The following is a 17936-nucleotide window of genomic DNA, read 5'->3' as shown; positions in this document are numbered from 1 at the left end:
CATCCGCGACGGTGAGTTGATTCACCACAGCGACAGAGGCTCGACCTACACAGCGATCCGGTTCGCTAACCGGTTGGCGGACAATGGGATCGCGCAATCGATGGGATCGGTCGGCGACAGCTACGACAATGCGTTGATGGAGAACTTCTTCTCCACGTTGAAGACCGAACTGGTTTATCGCCGGGCCTGGCGGACCCGCGACGAGGCCGAGAACGCCCTGTTCGCCTATATCGATGGCTGGTACAACAGCCAGCGCATCCAGAAGAAGCTGGGTTGGCGATCACCGGACGAGTTCGAAGCGAGCTACCATCACCCGGTTCCGTCCGGAACCTGATTACTCCGCCCTCCAGCAATGCGGGGGAACCTCAATACATACCTGTTGTATAGACATCCGTGACGGTCATATCCGCGCGTCCGGTCTTTTGTTCCGGCTGATCATGTGAGCGGCTTCCCGCCTCGTGAGGCGCCTGCGTTCTCACGGCCGGTACCGGCAGCGGCGCGTCGCCGACAGTGGCTCGTCTCGGCACGAAGAGATCTCGGTTTGGAGAAATCCTTGCCGGGTGTGTCCCGAAATGGCCTTTTCGGCGGGAGTAGTGGATGAATGCATTCGTCTGCGTGAGGGAGCTGCCCGCCATGACCGGACAACCGACTGAACCCGACTCGCCCTCGCCGGACTCCGGCCGGCCGGTGGTGGTGCCGCTGGATCCCGAACGGATCGGCTACTGGCGTCGGGTCGTCGCCGAACGCGAACCCCTCGACCGGGTCGAACTCGACGCGATCGCTGCCATCCTCGACCGTATCCGGGCACGGAAACGGGCCGCCACCGACACCGACACCGGTAGCGACCCGTATCAGTACCCGAACGCCGCCTGATAGCGCGCGTCAGGCCACAGAAACCCCGTCCCCGGCCCCGGTGCCCGCCTCCCCCGTGACGTCCGGCCCAGGGCCGTCCTGCGCCCCGGGGCGGCGTGTGGTCTTGTCCACCAACCGGATCCGGGACGGATCGAACCTCGGTCCCGCCGTGGTGGCCGGGCCGACCACGAGACGGCTGCCGCGCAGCGCGCGTTTGATCATGGCGCGTTTGTCAGCGATTCCCGCGTCCGCCCATTGGGCCGCCCACGCCTGCGCGGACTCCGCGCGTACTGCCGGGGAGTCATCGACATCGTATTCGGCGTCGAGGGCGTCGAGTTCGGCTTCCAGCTTGGCAATGCGGGCATCGACCCCGGCCATCACGGTGTCGTAGCGGTCCAGGCTGATCTCCCCGTTACCCAGCCGTGCCGACATCACTGTCGCCGTCTCACGTGCCTCGGCCAGCGCGTCGGCGATCGGGCGGCGGCGCTTGGCCAGATCATTCGCCGCGGCGATCAGCGCGTCGGCGTGGCGGGGATCGGACAGGGTCGCCACCACCAGCGCACCCACCTCCTTGTCGAGAGTTCGGGCGTCGATCGAGATGCGGTTGCAGCCGCCCCCGGTCTGCCGCTTCTGGCACCAGTACCGGCGGCGTACTTCGCCATCGGGATACGTGCGCCCGTATTGTGGGCGGCCGGTCAACCCCCGCCCGCACAACCCGCAATGCACCAGCCCCGAGCACAAGTAGACCGCGCTCGCGGGCCGCCCTACCCGGGTCGTGTCCCGCAGCAGGCACAGCCGTTCCCACTGCTCGGGCGTGATCAACGGATTCGCGTTCGCCATCGCCGTGACGATCTCGCCGTGGTGGGTCACGAACCCGGCATACCGTGGGTTGAGCACGACCAGTTTGACCTTTTCCCCGCTCCACGCGCTGCCCGTGCGGGTGGTGATCCCACGCCTATTCAAATCGACAGCGATCGCCTTGTAACCGACCGCGTCCTCTTTTACCCCTGCCGTCGTGTCCCCGCCCGCCGCTGCGGCTTTCGCCTCGATGTCCGCGTGCTTGTCCAGCACCCGGGCCACCATCTCGCGCACGATCGCCGCCTCGGACTCGCGAACGGTGATCCCGTCCTTCTCGTACCCGTACGGGCGGTGGGTGTGATTGGACTCCCCGCGGGCGACTTTCACCCGCTTGCCGCGCTTCACCCGCGAGGACAGGCGGTCCGATTCATAGGCAGCTGCGTTGAGTTGATCACGAAAAGTCTTGCGGCCGTTCGCTGTTTCCAGGTCGTATTCGCCCTCACTGTCCAGCACTACCAGACCCCGCTCGGCGGCCAGGATCAACCGTTCACCCTCGATCGGACGACGCGAGAACCGAGCCATATCGAACACGACCACCCCACCGGTCTCCCCAGACTCCAGCCGCGCCATCAACGCATCCCACTTCGGCCGCCGCACCCTCGGATTCCACGCCGAACGCCCATCATCGACATGTACCTGCCCCACGGTCGCACCCAGATCCTGCACCCGCACCGTGCAGTCATCGACCTGCCCACCGGTAGACCGCTGCCGCTCATCACCCACCCGCGACACCCGCGCATAGATGTCCAACACCAGACCATTACCCGCCGTGAACTGCGGTTTTGCCATGAAAATCACTCCCCATCCGGTAGGGGCTACTAATCACATGCTAGCCCCGGCCAGCAGAGCGAGCTCTTCACGCCGTAACCCCGCCACGCGCCGCCGGCCGGCGTCGGCGATACCGGCCTGGTCCGGGGTGAGGCGGGCGCGCGCGGCGCGAAGGAAATCGGCCAGGCGGGGTTCCAAATGAGCGGACATGTCTCCAGTGTCCCCATTGCGAGCCCTCGGGTCAGGCACCCAAGGGGGCCCGATTTGTCCCAGGAAACTGTGGGCCTTCACCACATTCCCGGGGCCGCTGACGATGGAGGAGTCGTGATTCGCGACAACACGCTCCCAGGAAAGGAATCCACTCCATGTCTGTCTGGATGATCACCGGTGCCGGACGCGGCCTCGGACTCGAAATCGCCCGCGCCGCTCTGGCCGGGGGCGAGCGGGTCGCACTGGGGGTTCGCCGCCCCGAAGTCCTGCCCGCCGATATCCGCGACCACCCGAACACACTGCCGGTGCGGCTCGACGTCACCGACGAAACCCAGATCGCTGCGGCGGTCGCCGAGACAGTCGACCGGTTCGGTGCCATCGATGTCCTGGTCAACAACGCAGGCCGTGGGCTGCTCGGGGCGCTCGAGGAGATCACCGACGCCGAGGCCCGGTCGCTGTTCGACGTGAACGTGTTCGGCCTGATCAACACCACCCGCGCGGTCCTGCCGATCATGCGCCGGGCCGGCGGGGGCAAGCTGGTCCACATCGGCTCGCGTTCCGGGTTCGAGGGCGAACCGGGCGTGAGCATGTACTCTGCGGCGAAGTTCGCCGTCGCCGGGATCAGCGAGGCCCTGGCGGCCGAGCTGGAGCCGTTCGGTATCCAGAGCATGGTCGTCGAGCCCGGTGTGTTCCGCACCGATTTCCTCGACCCGTCTTCGGTGCAACTGCCCGCCGCCCGTATCGCCGAGTACGACGGAACACCGGCCCACACAACCCTGGACTGGGCGGACGAGGCCAACCACACCCAGCTCGGCGATCCCGTCAAGGGCGCCGCCTTCGTCTACCGGATCGCGTCGGGCGAGCGGCTTCCGCTGCACCTGCCGGTCGGGCAGGACTCGCTGGACCGGCGCGTCGCGATCGCCGAACGCATCGAACGCGAGATCGCACCGTTGCGCGAGGCCGCTGCTGCGACCGCGCACGCCGAGAGCGTCTGATCCCCGCCGGACACTTCGGGCCGCGTCCGGTCTCGCGTCGGCCGAGGATCTGTTCCCCCGGCCACGGACGATCGCCGACGACCGGCGTACTGGTCGAACAGCACATCGAACCGGTCCTAGTTGTACTGCCGACGGCTTACGTTGCCTTCCGCGCCGCTTCGAACTGCTTCAGGACCGGGAAGGACAGGAACTCCATGGGGCCGGAATCCTCGAACCGGCTGCCGGCGTTTCCGGTGATACCGCCTTCCAGCGACCGGTTCCCGACCAGATCCAGTTTGAGTTGCGCCGAGCCCGCCTCGAAGTCGAGATCCGCCAGGTCGACCCACACGATATCGGGCCGCGTGGTGGACTCGAACACGTAACGTTTGTTCGTCAAGTCCAGGACCACCTGCCAAATGGTCTGCGACGCATCGGGTTTTCCGGGATCCGGAATACGGAACGGCTGCGCCGCATTGCGGATGACGCTGAACATGCTCGCGATGGATTCCAACCGGCTATTCGGCCGGGGCAGCCGCCCCGCATAATATGCCGCCCGAGCGAAACGATGCTCGGCCAGCGTATCGCCGGGTAACGGATCCGCTCCCCCGAGACCCTGCCAGCGCTCGAGCAATTCGATCTGCCGATCGTATGTGGGCGAGTTCGTCATCACCCGGTAGTCGCGACTGTGGTACACGGTCGGCCGGCCATCGATGTACTCGATTATCGCCGAATCGCCGCTCGCATCATCGAGAGCGAGGTGGATCGCGGGCGGTGTGCCGCCCGTCGGGTCCGGCATCTGCACTACCTGGACGTTCGTTTTCCCGATCCAGTCCACGGCTTCCGCGACGGTGGCGAAATTGTCCAAGAAATATTGCAGCCAAATGGCCTGACTCAACGCCGGGCGAGCCCTGTCGAACTCACCGTAGGTGGATTCGGCGAGCCAGAGCACATGGCCGCCCAATCCGGCCTCGTTGAGACCGTCCACCGAGATGATGTCGAAGGCGGTGGCGATAATACTTCCGAATCGGGAAATCCACGTCAGCGCACCCTCGACTCCGTCGTCGCGGGCGATCCCACGAGGCTGTTTCCACAAGTTCGTCATCAGGTCCTTGTGGAAATCCATGTTCCGTCCCACCAGAACGGATCCGTTTGCGTCGGGCCAGATTACGCGAGTGCACATAAGTATCCTGAACCTTTCACAATCGCAGATGATCGAGCCTACGAACTTCGAGAGATCCGGTCACTCACCCAGGTGTTCCGCAATGATCATTCTAACGGTCGTGAATCGAGGCAGGCGCGCGTCGGTGGCCGGGCCGCTGCAACTCGACGACGGGGATGACCCGGTCGGTTTTGCGCTGGTAGTCGCCGAACTGAGGCTGCACGGCGACCTGCTTGGCATAGATTTCGTCACGCTCGGCCCGGGACAGCACCCGGGCGGTGACCGCGAACGTATCCGTACCGTATTCGACGGTGGTGTCCGGGTTGGCCACCAGGTTGTGATACCAAGCCGGGTGCTTCGGGCTGCCGCCCTGGCTGGCGAAGACGAAGATCCGGTCGCCCTCGACATAGGGAACCAGGGGCGCGATCCGTTCGATGCCGGATTTGGCGCCGATGTGATGGACGAGGATCAGCGGAAAGCCTTCGAAAGTACCGCCGACGCTGCCCCCGTTTTCCCGGAACTCGGTGATGACCTGGCTGTTCATATCGATGATGTCGTTCACGTCTGCCATGGTTCGACCATATGCGGTGTGTATTGAATCAATCGATAGCTGAACAGGCCAAAAACATATCCGTTTGTCGCATTGTCATCATCAGTATGGAGGTCCTGGCCGATGTACTCGCGGTCGGCGGTGTTCGTGGCACCGCGGGTGCACGCATCGAGGCAGGTGGCACGTGGGGGGACCTCCTGGCCGGGCACGCGCGCAGGCGCCGGGGCAGTTCCGTAACGCGGCGCGGGTGCGCGAGCCCGCGGCGCTGGGATAGCTCCCGGTGCGGCTGCACGGGCGAGCGGAACCGAGCGAACACCAACGCGCGCAACGATGTTCCGGCAAACTGTAACCTGTGCCAGTCTGTAATACTGAAGCTCGGCGAGTCTCGTTCGCGCACCGATGAGCTCGTGCCATCAGCCGAGCGACAGCGCTATGAGGGAGGGGCAACGACTTCTGCGATGTCATCGTCGACAACGTCCGACCACATCACCGCCGGCTCTTTCCTCGGCCAGGTGGCCGCCGGCTCGCCACCCAGTCGGACCGAACCGCTGCGGTCCGCCCGCAGCAACTCATGGAAAGGCAGATCTCACGATGACAACGACCGCTGAACAACCCGGATTCTCGACGGGGCAGCAGGCGCGCGAGATCGACGCAGTCGTCGTCGGAGCCGGATTCGCCGGCCTGTACATGCTGTACAGGTTGCGCGGACTCGGACTCTCGGTGCAGGTGTACGAGGCAGGTGACGGCGTCGGCGGCACGTGGTACTGGAACCGTTATCCGGGCGCGCGCGTCGATGTGAAGAGCATGTACTACAACTACTCCTTCGATCCGGAGCTCGAACAGGAGTGGGAGTGGACGGAGAAGCTGCCGCCGCAGCCGGAGTTGCTCCGCTACATCAACCACGTCGCGGACCGTTTCGATCTGCGCAAGGACGTGCAGTTGCGCACCCGGGTCACCGCCGCGATCTACGACGAGTCCGCCGCGCGGTGGCAGATCACCACCGATCGGGGCGAGGTCGTCTCGGCGCGGTTCGCGATCATGGCGACAGGCTGCCTGTCGGCGCCGAAAATGGTGGAAGTGCCGGGTATCGACACGTTCCGGGGTCGCAGTTTCCACACCGGCAACTGGCCCGGCCGGGAGGTGGACTTCAGCGGCCGGCGGGTCGCGGTGATCGGCACCGGTTCCTCGGGGGTGCAAGTCATTCCGCTCGTCGCCGAAGCGGCCGGCGAACTCACCGTGTTCCAGCGGACCGCGAACTATGTTCTGCCCGCCGGTAACCACGCGCTCGACCCCGAATTCCAGCGCGATATCAAGTCGCGTTATCGCGAGGTGCGCAAGGCCAACCGGGAATCGTCGTTCGGTATCGCGCGACCCGAAGCCACCAAAGGTGCGCTCGAGGTGAGCGAAGACCAGCGAAACGCTTTCTACCGCAAGGTGTGGGAGGACAAGGACAGCGAACTGGTCAGCATGCTGACCGGATTCACCGACACCCTCACCGACGAAGCCGCCAACGAAACCGCCGCCCAGTTCATCCGCGACCGCATCGCCGAGATCGTGAAGGATCCGGCCGTCGCCGAGTTGCTACAGCCCACCGGATTGTTCGGCGTCAAACGCCCGGTCCTGGGTACGGACTACTATGAAACGTTCAACCGTCCCAATGTCCGGCTCGTGGACGTTTCCGCTACGCCGCTCACCGCGATCACCGAGTCCGGACTCGAAACGACACAGGAGAGTTTCGAGTTCGACGACATCATCTATGCCACCGGATACGACGCGATGACCGGTGCGCTGGACGCCGTCGATATTCGCGGCCGCGGCGGTGCCTCACTGCGGACGAAATGGGCCGACGGGCCGGTAACCTACCTCGGTCTCGCCGTGGCGGGATTTCCGAATCTCTTCACGATCACGGGCCCGGGCAGCCCGGCCGTCCTGTCGAACATGATGGTGTCGATCGAGCAGCACGTCGACTGGGTAGCGGATGCGATCGAGGTGATGCGGTCCAAGGGCGTCACCACCATGGAGGCCGAGGGCGCCGCGGAGCAGGCATGGACTCGGCACGTCGGTGAAGCCGGTGATATGACGCTGTATCCGAAGGTGGACTCCTGGTACGTCGGATCGAATGTGCCCGGCAAACCGAGGGTGATGTACGCCTACATCGGCGGCGTCGGCGCATTCCGCGAGAAATGCGACCAGGTCGCCGCCGACGACTACGAAGGTTTCACGCTGACCCGGTGACCGGGACATCGCCGGGGCGGAGTGCCGTACAACGCCCCGCCCCGGCCGCCGTCAGACGAGACGCATCGGCGGGCACGCCGGAAACCGCACCGGCAGTGCCGACAGCGCGCGGTGGAACTGGCCCTGCCGCCAAATCAGTTGCTCCGCAGAGACTTCCGGATGGATATCCGGCAACGCATCCAAGAGCAGGTCGATGGCCTGCGAGGCGATCGTCTGGGCGAGGGTCTGGGCCGGGCAGCCGTGCGGTCCGCCACCCCAGGCGAGGTGTGACCGGTTGCCCCTGCGGTCACCGCCCACGACGCTGGGGTCGTTGTTGCACGCGGCCAGGCTGATGACCACGGGTTGATCGGCCGGCAGCCACGTATCGCCGACGAGTTGCGGCTGCCTGGGGTAGCTCACGCACCAGTTCGCCAGCGGCGGATCCTCGAACAGCACCGCATCGATCGCGTCCCGGGTGGACATGGCGCCGCTGATGACCTCGCCCCCGTATTGCTCGTCGGTCATCAGCAGCAGCGACGCATTGAGGATGAGATTGCAGGTCGGCTCCGTACCCATCGAGAACAGGAGCGCCGCCTGGTTCACCATTTCCATCGAATCGAGCCCGTCCGGATGCTTCGACAGCTCCGAGGTCAGATCATCGCCCGGCTCGGCCTGCTTCTGCTCGACAACTCCCATCAGCGCCTCGATGAACTGCTGCTGCCCCGCTTCGGCGCCCACGCCCTCCAGCATCGCGGCCATCCCGTGGTAGGCCGCCGCGGCGGCGTCTTCGGGGAAGCCCATCAGTTCGCTGAGCACCCGGAAGGTCAGCGGAAAGGCGTAGTCCGTTCGCAGGTCGGCGGTACCGCGTTCGCAGAAGCCGTTGATCAGCGCATCGGCGGCCCGGGCCACCGCATCGTGCACCCGGTGCAGGTCGACGGTGTCCAATGCCGCGATGATGGTGCGCCGGTACCGCTCGTGTTCCACCCCCGCCGTCCGCAGCGCATTCTGGCGGTAGCCCAGCATCGGCAGCATCGGGGAGTCCGCGGGCGCGTTCTTCTCCCAGCGGCGTGGGTCGGCGGGGAAGTGGAGCTCGTCGTTCAGGATCTGCATGGCCACCTGGTAACCGATCACGAGCGTCGCCGGTACACCCGGCGAAAGCTCGATCGGCACCAACGGGCCGTGACGTCGCATCTCCGCGTAGGCCCGGTGCGGATCGGCCGCGAACGAGGGGGTGTCCAGGCGAATGCCCGAACCGGCCGATACCGGAGATTCGCGCCCGAACGGGAGCTCCCCCGGCGAACCCGTAGCTGTACTGCTCAAAGCGTGACTCCCCCGCGCGGTAGCTCGATGTGCCCCTGTCGGCCTACTGCGGGACGGCCTGTCATTCGTTGAGTGGACATATCGGCGGATGTTACCGGGAATCGTTAGCAGTCAATACTTTTGGCAAACCCAGCATGATAACTCACGGTGTGCCCACCGGAGGCCGTCACCGGCGGGCACACCGCGGGATCGGTCGGCATCCCCGGATGCCGGAGCTACCGTCGGACGTGCTCAACAAGGCTGCACATGCGGAAAACGCGTTGCCGGTGTTCCCGGCCGGTCGATACGGTGTCGCGGTTTGCCCATCCGATCCGAAGGAGACCGACAGCCGATGGAACCCGTCACCGAACGAGAGATCAGAGCATCGTTCGTCAACTGTTCGAAAGGAGATGCCAAACGTCTTTCGGTACCGTCCGACCTGGCCACCCGCCCCTGGGACGACCTGGACTTCCTGGGCTGGACCGATCCGGGACTACCGGGTCGGGCGTATCTGGTGCTACCCGAGGCGGACGGACTCGCCGGTATCGCGCTGCGTTTCGAGACCGGCGGGCCGCGCCGGAGCCAGATGTGCACCGTCTGCTCGACCACCCACAGCAACGGTGGTGTCGTATTGATGACCGCCCGCAAGGCCGGCGAGGCCGGGCGGCGCGGTAACTCCACGGGCACCTATATGTGCGGTGACCTCTGCTGTTCGCTGTACGCCCGGCGAGTGATGACACCGACGCTGGGGCGGGCGTACCGCGACGACTACGACCCCGCCGACCGAATCCGGCAGATCCGGCAGAACGTGACAGCGTTCCTCGGCCGGGTCCGCGCCTGATCGCCGCCTGACGATGCGCTACGAGAGAAAGAGGTTGTGGCCCATGCGCCGACATTCGAGACCGAACTCGCGGACAACTCCGGTTTCCCCGCCCCGGCACGGGAACCCGGAGACGTCCGCCCTCCTCTTCGGCCGAGACGGACCGGAACCGATCCGGTTCGTGCCGGCCGTAGAGGAGGGCGAGACGGTCCGCTCCGAGCGCCGATGGCCGGGCACGGGCGGGTCAGGCCGGGACGACAGTCACGGTTCCCGCGGAGCCGTCGATGGTGACGGCGGTATCGTCGCGAATCAACTCGGTGGCTCCGCCGACAGCCAGTACCGCGGGGATCCGCATTTCCCGGGCGACGATCGCGGCGTGGGACAGGACGCCCCCGGTCTCCGTGACGACGCCCTTCGCAATGCGTAGCAACGGTGTCCACGCGGGGTCGGTGCAGGGGCAGATCAGGATGTCGCCCGGGCGAACCCGGACGAAGTCACCGGGGCCGCGCACGATCCGGGCGATTCCGGTGACGGTTCCGTAGCTGCCCGGCGTACCCGTCAGGCCCACCGGCGAAGCGATTCGGGCATCGGCGGCGGCCGTATCCGATGGAGCGGACGGAAGCGCGGCAGTGATGGGACGGGCCTGCAAGATCCAGATCCGGTCATCCGCGAGCGCCCATTCGATATCCTGCGCTCCGCCGAGAACGGAAGCGATCCGGTGCCCGAGCCGGCTCAGTCGCACCGCGGTCTCGGCGTCGATGACCGATGTGCCGCGATCGGCGTCTGCCACCCGGCGAGTGACCAGTGCCGCACCGTCGCGATCCGTCCGGAGCTGTTTATCCGCGATGAACTCGCTGACCTCGCCGCTTCCGTCGACTCGGTAGGCGTCGGGTGAGACGGTTCCGCCGACCACCGTAGGACCCAGCCCCCAGGACGCTTCGATCGCGGTACTGGCGTCCGGGCCGTCCGGCGTGAACATCACCCCGGAGACGTCGGCGTCGACAAGGCGCTGCACCAGGACCGCCATCGCCGCGTATTCGGCCCCGCGATCGCCGGTCCCCAGGGCGGCACGGTAGGCCGCTACCCGCCGGGACCGCAGCGAGGCCCAGCATGTTTGCACCGCGTTCAGGACCGCGTCGATGCCCTGGACAGCGAGGACGCTCTCGTACTGTCCGGCCGCGGAGGTCACCGACGTGTCTTCACCGTCCGCCGACGAGCGGACCGCGACAGCCGGAGCACCGAGTTTCGCGAGTTCCGCGGTGACGGCATCGCGCACCGCGCCGGCAGCCGGCGTGCCGCATTTCCCGAAGGCCGCTCGATAGGCGCCGAACGGGATCACAAAACCGTCCGGCACTGGCAGCCCCGCGCGGACGAGCGCGCCGAGTGTGCCCGCTTTTCCTCCGCATGTCTCCGGAACGGCATCCTTCAGCTGATGGATCACTCGACGCCTTTCAACATATTGTTGACAACAATTCGTTGATTGTGCAGCATTGCGGCATGGAACGCCAGTACCCGCGGACGACCCCGGCGAGCCGGGACCACTCGAACGCACAGCGGGAGCACGAAGCGACCGGCCATCTCCTCGCACTCGGCGCGAGTGACCTGGCTGCCCGCCCGTGGCGCCCCGCCCCCGCACCCCCGTCGGCGATCGATCTCCTCCACTACACCCTCTGGCGTTCCGGAGAGCTCGCCCCCGACGCGATCGCCGACGCGCTCACGCTCCTGCCCGCCGCCCGGGCCGAGCTCGACGGCCTGGAAGCGGGAATGCTGTTCACCGCCCGCGGCGCCGGCCTGACCTGGGCACAGATCGCGGACGCCATGGGCTTCAATTCGCCGCAGGCGTGCCAGCAGTACTACAACCGCCTGACCTCTCGTCACGGATCCGCCTCATGACCCGGCACTCCGCGCCGGATCTGCTCGCGCTGCACGCCGTCCGGATCCTGGGGTTCGCCGATACTGCGGCGATCACCCACCGCTTCCGCCTCGACCCCGCCGAAACGGAAGAGTTCCTCCTCGATGCGCAGGCATACGGATGGGTGCAGCACACCGCCTTCGCCGACCTGCACGGCTGGTCACTGACCGAATCGGGACGGGACCGCAACCAACGACAAGTCCAGGAGGAACTCGCCGCCACCGGCGAGGCAGGCCGGATCCGCGACCTCTACCGGAACTTTCTCCCGCTCAACGCGCGTCTCCGGCAAGCCTGCACCGACTGGCAACTCCACCCGGTACCCGGCAATACACTCGCCGTGAACGACCACACCGATCCCGTACGAGACGAGCGGATCCTCGCGGAGCTCACCGCGATCGGCAGCGCACTCGATGCACTCGGGAACGACCTCGGTGCGGTTCTCGCGCGGTTCGGCGGCTACGGAACGCGATTCGATACGGCGCTGCGCCGAGCCGAGGCCGGGGAGCACGGCTGGGTGGATCGCACCGATATCGACTCCTGCCACCGGGTCTGGTTCGAACTCCACGAAGACCTGCTCGCAACACTGGGCCTCGATCGCCGTGACGAGAACTGATCGGTCGTGGGCACACCGGCCGCGCCGCTACGCGAGACTGCCCACCCCGCCGCAGAGATCAGCCGGCGCGGTACCGAGGCCGATCCACCGGCCATGCACGTCTAACCGGCGAGGAAGTACTCGATATCGGCGGCGATGCGGTCCGGCTGTTCACCGTTGATCGCGTGGGATGCGCCGGGGTAGACGTGCACTGTGCCGTGGCGCAGATTCTCCCGGGCGGTCCGGGCGGCGGTGGCGCTGTCGTGCATCGGCGAGTCACCGGCGATGATCGCCAGCACCGGCATCTGCAGAGCGCGCAGCCGTTCCGGTTCGATCCGGCTCGGTTGCGGTTGTTTCATCGTGTACGTGGACATTCCGGCTTCGATCATCCGGGCGACCGGGACGTCCTCGACCGGGGCCCCACCGGCGGTCCAGCTATTGAAACCGTCCCGCCACGATTTCGGGAACCAGCTCACGCTCGCCGGCAGCGACCGGACCATCAGTTCCACGGAGAGGCCGGCGAAGGTCTGCACCGGTTCCACCAGGATCAGGCTCGCGACCTTCTCGGGGTGATGGACGGCGAGGTTGGCCGCGGTCCAGCCGCCGATCGAGAGCCCGAGCAGGTGGAATCCGGGCTCTGATAGCGCGAGCAGGACTTCGTGCAGCCAGCGGGCCTGGTCGGCGTGGGTTTCGATCGGGCGGTCCTGCACACTCATCCCCGGTTCACCCAGCAGGTCCAGCGCGTACACCGGACGCTGAGCGAGCAGGCCCGGCATATTGCCGGCGAATACCGGTGCGCCCGAACGGGTCCCGGGAAGCAGGAGGAACGGCTCCCGGCCCTCGGCCCCCACCGGGCCGGCGTAACGGTACACGCGCACAATCCCGTAGCCGGTCCGCACGTCCAGAACCCGCTCCGGTTCGGGCATCTCCCGCATCGCCTCGTCGTACGCCGCCAGATAGCGGTCCTTGTCACCGCCCGAGTCGAAATGGCCCACCGGCGCGGTATCCCGCAGAATGAGCCAGGCCAGAACCGCCGCGGCGACGACGAGAGCGCCGGCCGTGAGCGCTCTGCGCAACCGCGACCGTGGCCGGGTGCCCTTGTCACCGGCTCGGGCGGCGACTTCGGGACCGCGACCGGGTTCGTCGCCGGTACGCCCGTCGGAGGCATCGGTGGTCAGCGCTGCTGCGCGACGAGTAGGCATCGGTCCAGGAAATCCTTCGTCTTCCGGTGCAGGACCCGGTCTTCGGCCGGCCAGCGGTGATCGGACTGTTCCATGGCGCGGTACAGATCACCGGTTCCGGCGGGCTGATCGCGCAGCGCGTACTCCGTGGTCGCCTGCCATTCCCGGCCGAGGCGGCGACCCGAACGCGAATCGGCCGGCACCCCGTTCTCCACCAGCAGCAGCGCCTGCACGGCATACGCTTTCCATTCGAAGTAGGTGGTGATCACCCGCTCCACATCGATATCGACACCGGCGGGTGTATGCGCGCCCGCATCTTCCACACCGGGATGACGCAGCAGTGTGCGATCGAGGCTCATGGTGGCGGCCACGACCCCTTCCGGAACCCGGGCATCCGGGTGCTCCCGCAACACCTGCGTGACCGCGGCCAGCACGATCCGCTGACACCGCAACCGCAGTTCCGCGATCTCGAGCAGCCGAACCTGTTCGCTGTAGGTTTCGAGCAGCGGCCGGCTTTCCTGCCGGGCGAGCGCCGCACCGACCTCGTCGAGGCGCAACCCCGCACTGGTCAGCAGCTGGATCCGGCGGAGGCGATCCAGCTGCTCCGGTCCGTAACGCCGGCGTCCGCTCTCGTCCCGCGCCGCGACCAGCAGACCGATCCGGTCGTAGTACTGCAGTGTCCGCACCGTGGTATCGCACCGTCGCGCGGCTTCGCCCACGGCGATCCATCCTACTGCGTCCCGACCAGGCATAACAGCGAGCCTGACACATGACGCAACGTCACCTGCAAGCCACGGCCGGTGAGGTCGGCGCTCCGGTCCCGGCTGCTGGTTATCCATCTGTCCCCAGCCGATGAATTTCGGGTGCGCGGCAGGTCTATCCAAGTATGAGAAAACTGGTCTACGGGTTCGGCGTGTCTCTGGACGGCTACATCAACGACCGCGCGGGCGGCATCGACTGGACCGACCCGGACGAGGAATTGCACCGCTTCCACAACGACCGGTTCCGCGAGATCGAGGTCTCGCTGCACGGCCGGCGCCTGTATGAGCTGATGGCCGAGTACTGGCCGCACGTACCCGCGGACGCACCGCCTGTCGAACGTGAGTTCGCCACGCTCTGGACGGAGAAGCCGAAGGTCGTCTTTTCCCGGACACTCACCGAGGTCCACTGGAACAGCACGCTGGTCAGCGAGAACGCGGTCGAGGAGGTCCGCGGGCTCAAGGCCGGCGGCGACGGTGTCATGGAGGTCGGCGGCGCGAGTCTGGCGGCCGCGCTGATTCCGCACGGGCTCATCGACGAGTACCAGATGTTTCTGATGCCCGTGGTGCTGGGCGGCGGCACACCGATGTTCCCCGCCCTGGCCGAGCGTTTCGGGCTCCGACTGGTCGAGACGAAACACTTCGACACTGCGGTGATGCTGCGATATCGCACCGCCTGAGGCCGGTTCGGTCACCCGGGAGCGGGATTCGGTGAAGGGGCCACTGTTCGCCATGGCAGTGGCCCATCCGACCCCGGGCGGTCGGCGTTACCGCTGCATCTCGGCGAACTGCTCGAGTAGCCGGCGGTCATCGTGGAACAGTGCGCTGAAGCTGCCGAACTGTTCGAGTTCCCCGTACTTCGGCGTGAAAAGGTAGGCGGGCCACTCCCCGTTCGGACCGGTCTCCGTCGGGTCGAACAACCAGAAGTCCTCGCCCTCTGCCACCGCCAGAGCCCGGCCGAACAGCAGCGACAGCTTCTCCTCGTCGGGCTCGGCCACTCCTTGCTTCTCCAGCGTTTCCTGCTCCACCTCGGTGTAGACCTCGATGAGGTCCTGCCCGGATTCCGAGTCGCGCAACCAGTAGATCTCCGCACACGGCCAGACCACCGAGACCCACCCGCCGACACCGTCCCACCCGTCACTGGCCAGCAGGAAACTGCGATATGTCGGCGGGAACCGGACTCCGAGCCGCCGCTCCGCCGCCGCTATCGAGTTCTCGGTAGCGGCCGCCCGCCCCATCCACCCGGTCGCGACTTGTTCGGGGTCGAGGTAAGGGCGCTGGTATTCGTTGGCGGTTCGCAGGAACAGCGCACCGTGGTCACGGAGGAAGTCGCGCCACTGCTGCGGTGTGGTCAGCTCTGGCTCTCGGTCGGCGGCGGACCCATTTACCATCGAAATACCCTCGAGTTCGGCCGTTTTCGGATACTGAACGGTGACAGCGGCGACGATACGAGATCCCACCGACACCCCGGTAAGGGCGGCTCGGCGCTTCTCACCGGGTCGACTCGAGAAAGGTCCGGATAGCCGCATCCGCCGCCGCCCGACCCGCCGCGCCGGTGATCGCGAGTTCGAACAGCAGTCCGCGCGCCATAGCCAGCGCCATCTGCGCCTGCAGTGCCGCCTCGTCCTGCTCGTGACCTGCCCGGACGAACAGCGTGGTCAGCACCTCCCGCCATTGCTCGATCCACTGCCGCAGCGGCACCGCCCACGGTTTTCCCTGCATGGCGGCCGCCGCCACCTCGAAGAACAACGGCGCCATGAGGGTCGCCTCGTCGGCGATCCGGTCCCAGAACGCGTACGCCGCCGTGTAAGGGTCGGGGGCCGCTTCGAGCAGTTCCGCCAGCACCAGGTTCTGCCGGCCCCAGGTGGCCGAGACAACGGCTTCCAGCAGCCCGTCGCGAGAGCCGAAGTGGTAGTTCAACATTCGATGACTGGTACCGACTCCCTCGGCTACGGTGCGCATACTCGTATCCCCCACACCGTTGGCCGTGAACCAGGCGATCACCCGTTCCAGCAGAGCATCGCGGGCGGTGGTCATACGGTCTGCCCGGCGCCGGTGCAGGCGGCGGCTCGCCGGCGCGCCGCGGCGCCGTCACTGCCTCGGTACGCCACGTACCCGTCGGGCCGGATCAGCACGTATCCCCCGCGTCGCAGACCGTATACGGCCCGGGCCGCTCCGGTCGGGTCCGTCTCGTCGTCGATCCGCACCTCGACTGTCCCGCCCACCGAACGCGGTGCGCCCGCGACCGCGCTTCCGGCCGGGGCTGCCGCATCGAACGCGAGCAGGGTGAAATGGCCGATACCGAGACGGTCGTACACGGTCCCTTCGGCGAGCGGGGCATCGGGCGCTCGATCACCGCGGCGCGGACCATGTACAAGGGGCCTTCTCGGGCCGCTGCGGTAGCTGATGTCGAGTTGCGAATTCTGCAGGCTCGCTTGTCGAGCGGCCCCCGGGATGCGGGACCCGTACCGGAGCAGGGCATCACGAAGCGCCCTGGCGACCGGATGGCGCAGCGCGTACAGCCGCCGCCGGCTCTCGACATCGCGGATGGTCGCCGCGGCTACCGGACGCCGCTCGGTTTCATAGGCCGCGAGCAGATCCACCGGCGCACCGTGTTCGACCCGCGCCAGCCGCCACGCCAGGCCGACGGCATCCTGGATCCCGAGATTCATTCCTTGCCCTCCGAAGGGTGGGAAGACGTGGGCGGCGTCGCCGGCCAGGAAGACCCTTCCCCGGCGATATCCGGTGGCCAAGCCCACCCGGGTGCGATAAATCGATGTCCATCGCACTTCGGTGATCCGGGTCCGGCTCGGGCCGCGTTCGTCGAGAAGGGTCTGCAACTCGGCGAGGCCCGGACCGGGACGCTCGGCCGAGGACTCGGTATCGGTCATATCGGCGAATATTCGCCAGAGTTCGGCAGTTCCGGGGAGGCGCATGAGCATGAAGGGGCCGGCGGGGCCCAGCCACATCGCGCTGTCCTGGAACGGCGGGCGCTTGTCGAGAACGACATCGGCCAGATAGTAGATTTCGCCGGTTTCCCGGCCGGCCGCCTCGATACCGAGTTCCGCGCGCACCCGGCTGCGGGAACCGTCCGCGCCGATCAGCCACTCGGCCGCCATCGTGCGCCTGTCGGCGAGCGTGACCTGCACAGTGGCTTCCCGCTGGGTCACCGCCTGCACCTGTGCACCGGTCTGGATCTCGACGCCCGCCGCGCGCACGCGATCACGCAGGATGTCCTCCAGCCCGGCTTGGGGAAGCACATAGGTGTAGGGGTACGGACTCCGCGGGGGGACCCAGGTGAACCGCGAGAGTTCGGTATCACCGCGCATCATCGAGGCACCCGAAAGGCGGTAGGCGACGCGTTCGATCTCGCCGGCCACCCCCATTCCCGCCAGCAACTCCATCGAACGCGCCTGCAATCCGAGCGCCCGCGAACTGCCGCTCGGCTGCGCACGCCGCTCCAGCACGCGGCATTCGACGCCGTTCGCGGCGAGGGCGAGCGCGGCCACCATCCCCGTCGGGCCGGCTCCGGCAATGAGAACACCCATACCTGCACTTCCTGTCTCGTAGCTCCCGCGGGGCCACCGATGGCGTAAGCCGCCGCCCCGGCCCGCCTGGTGCCTCGAGCCGGGGCCGGGTGCGCGTCGGGACCGATCCGGCAGCGGGTGCATCGACCCGCGATGTACCAAATGGTACATCGCGGGATGAGGGGTGGGAAGTGGTCGATGCGGCCACACCGGGCCGGTGGAAGGCAGCGGTATCGCGCGGGACGGCGAAGCTCCGCGCGGT

The 17936-nt window shown here is 66.9% G+C and carries 18 protein-coding genes and 1 pseudogene; 8 read left to right on the top strand and 11 right to left on the bottom strand.

Annotation, left to right across the window (positions count from 1 at the left end):
- Both IU448_RS18640 and IU448_RS18635 read left to right on the top strand, forming a co-directional pair.
- Window positions 1-334, top strand: a 334-nt coding sequence (locus IU448_RS18640; RefSeq protein ID WP_228813344.1) for an IS3 family transposase, incomplete at its 5' end; no start/stop codon positions are given.
- Between the two features lie 299 nt (window positions 335-633).
- On the top strand, window positions 634-873 hold the full coding sequence (locus IU448_RS18635; RefSeq protein ID WP_195056867.1) for a hypothetical protein: 240 nt from the start codon (window positions 634-636) through the stop codon (window positions 871-873).
- A 9-nt stretch (window positions 874-882) separates the two neighbouring features.
- Here IU448_RS18635 and IU448_RS18630 read toward each other — a convergent pair whose 3' ends face one another.
- Window positions 883-2499: a recombinase family protein gene (locus tag IU448_RS18630; protein ID WP_195056866.1), complete on the bottom strand. Its 1617-nt coding sequence runs from the start codon at window positions 2497-2499 to the stop codon at window positions 883-885.
- A gap of 36 nt (window positions 2500-2535) precedes the next feature.
- Window positions 2536-2688: pseudogene (locus tag IU448_RS18625) on the bottom strand (transcriptional regulator); the annotation flags it as partial.
- A gap of 155 nt (window positions 2689-2843) precedes the next feature.
- Between IU448_RS18625 and IU448_RS18620 the strand changes: the two are divergent.
- On the top strand, window positions 2844-3683 hold the full coding sequence (locus IU448_RS18620; RefSeq protein WP_195056865.1) for an SDR family oxidoreductase: 840 nt from the start codon (window positions 2844-2846) through the stop codon (window positions 3681-3683).
- Window positions 3684-3819: 136 nt separating this feature from the next.
- On the opposite strand, the gene IU448_RS18615 is transcribed toward IU448_RS18620, so the two are convergent.
- A complete protein-coding gene (locus tag IU448_RS18615) occupies window positions 3820-4842 on the bottom strand; it encodes a linear amide C-N hydrolase (protein ID WP_195056864.1) in 1023 nt (340 codons plus the stop codon).
- 91 nt (window positions 4843-4933) lie between these two features.
- Complete coding sequence (locus tag IU448_RS18610; RefSeq protein WP_195056863.1) at window positions 4934-5392, bottom strand: nitroreductase family deazaflavin-dependent oxidoreductase; 459 nt, start codon at window positions 5390-5392, stop codon at window positions 4934-4936.
- A gap of 570 nt (window positions 5393-5962) precedes the next feature.
- Between IU448_RS18610 and IU448_RS18605 the strand changes: the two genes are divergently transcribed.
- On the top strand, window positions 5963-7606 hold the full coding sequence (locus tag IU448_RS18605; RefSeq protein ID WP_195056862.1) for a flavin-containing monooxygenase: 1644 nt from the start codon (window positions 5963-5965) through the stop codon (window positions 7604-7606).
- 51 nt (window positions 7607-7657) lie between these two features.
- Here IU448_RS18605 and IU448_RS18600 read toward each other — a convergent pair whose 3' ends face one another.
- Window positions 7658-8905 (bottom strand): cytochrome P450, encoded by a 1248-nt coding sequence (locus IU448_RS18600; RefSeq protein WP_195056861.1) that lies wholly within the window; start codon window positions 8903-8905, stop codon window positions 7658-7660.
- 331 nt (window positions 8906-9236) lie between these two features.
- On the opposite strand from IU448_RS18600, the gene IU448_RS18595 reads away from it, so the two are divergent.
- Window positions 9237-9725 carry an FBP domain-containing protein gene (locus IU448_RS18595; RefSeq protein WP_195056860.1) on the top strand — a complete coding sequence of 163 codons (489 nt, stop codon included), beginning with the start codon at window positions 9237-9239 and terminating at the stop codon, window positions 9723-9725.
- A gap of 223 nt (window positions 9726-9948) precedes the next feature.
- Here the strand turns inward: IU448_RS18595 and IU448_RS18590 are convergent, their stop codons facing one another.
- Window positions 9949-11145 (bottom strand): PEP/pyruvate-binding domain-containing protein, encoded by a 1197-nt coding sequence (locus IU448_RS18590; RefSeq protein ID WP_195056859.1) that lies wholly within the window; start codon window positions 11143-11145, stop codon window positions 9949-9951.
- 56 nt (window positions 11146-11201) lie between these two features.
- On the opposite strand from IU448_RS18590, the gene IU448_RS18585 reads away from it, so the two are divergent.
- Both IU448_RS18585 and IU448_RS18580 read left to right on the top strand, forming a co-directional pair.
- Entirely contained in the window at window positions 11202-11597 is a 396-nt protein-coding gene (locus tag IU448_RS18585) for a DNA-binding protein (protein ID WP_195056858.1), read from the top strand.
- A complete protein-coding gene (locus tag IU448_RS18580; protein ID WP_195056857.1) occupies window positions 11594-12229 on the top strand; it encodes a transcriptional regulator in 636 nt (211 codons plus the stop codon). The genes IU448_RS18585 and IU448_RS18580 overlap by 4 nt, the downstream gene beginning before the upstream one ends.
- Before the next feature lie 101 nt (window positions 12230-12330).
- Here the strand turns inward: IU448_RS18580 and IU448_RS18575 are convergent, their stop codons facing one another.
- A complete protein-coding gene (locus IU448_RS18575) occupies window positions 12331-13410 on the bottom strand; it encodes an alpha/beta fold hydrolase (protein ID WP_195056856.1) in 1080 nt (359 codons plus the stop codon).
- Window positions 13383-14108 (bottom strand): MerR family transcriptional regulator, encoded by a 726-nt coding sequence (locus tag IU448_RS18570; RefSeq protein ID WP_195056855.1) that lies wholly within the window; start codon window positions 14106-14108, stop codon window positions 13383-13385. The genes IU448_RS18575 and IU448_RS18570 overlap by 28 nt, the downstream gene beginning before the upstream one ends.
- Before the next feature lie 167 nt (window positions 14109-14275).
- Between IU448_RS18570 and IU448_RS18565 the strand changes: the two genes are divergently transcribed.
- A complete protein-coding gene (locus IU448_RS18565; RefSeq protein WP_195056854.1) occupies window positions 14276-14827 on the top strand; it encodes a dihydrofolate reductase family protein in 552 nt (183 codons plus the stop codon).
- 87 nt (window positions 14828-14914) lie between these two features.
- Here the strand turns inward: IU448_RS18565 and IU448_RS18560 are convergent, their stop codons facing one another.
- The 3 genes from IU448_RS18560 to IU448_RS18550 form a co-directional block, all read right to left on the bottom strand.
- Window positions 14915-15538, bottom strand: a complete 624-nt coding sequence (locus IU448_RS18560; RefSeq protein WP_195056853.1) for an SMI1/KNR4 family protein — start codon at window positions 15536-15538, stop codon at window positions 14915-14917.
- Window positions 15539-15638: 100 nt separating this feature from the next.
- On the bottom strand, window positions 15639-16184 hold the full coding sequence (locus IU448_RS18555) for a TetR/AcrR family transcriptional regulator (RefSeq protein WP_195056852.1): 546 nt from the start codon (window positions 16182-16184) through the stop codon (window positions 15639-15641).
- Window positions 16181-17695, bottom strand: coding sequence for an FAD-dependent monooxygenase (locus IU448_RS18550; protein WP_195056851.1), 1515 nt, complete (start codon window positions 17693-17695; stop codon window positions 16181-16183). The genes IU448_RS18555 and IU448_RS18550 overlap by 4 nt, the downstream gene beginning before the upstream one ends.
- Between the last annotated feature and the right edge of the window lie 241 nt (window positions 17696-17936).

Origin of the sequence: Nocardia flavorosea (assembly GCF_015477805.1) — a bacterium.
Classification (GTDB): domain Bacteria; phylum Actinomycetota; class Actinomycetes; order Mycobacteriales; family Mycobacteriaceae; genus Nocardia; species Nocardia flavorosea_A.
This window is presented reverse-complemented; position numbering and strand designations above follow the sequence as displayed.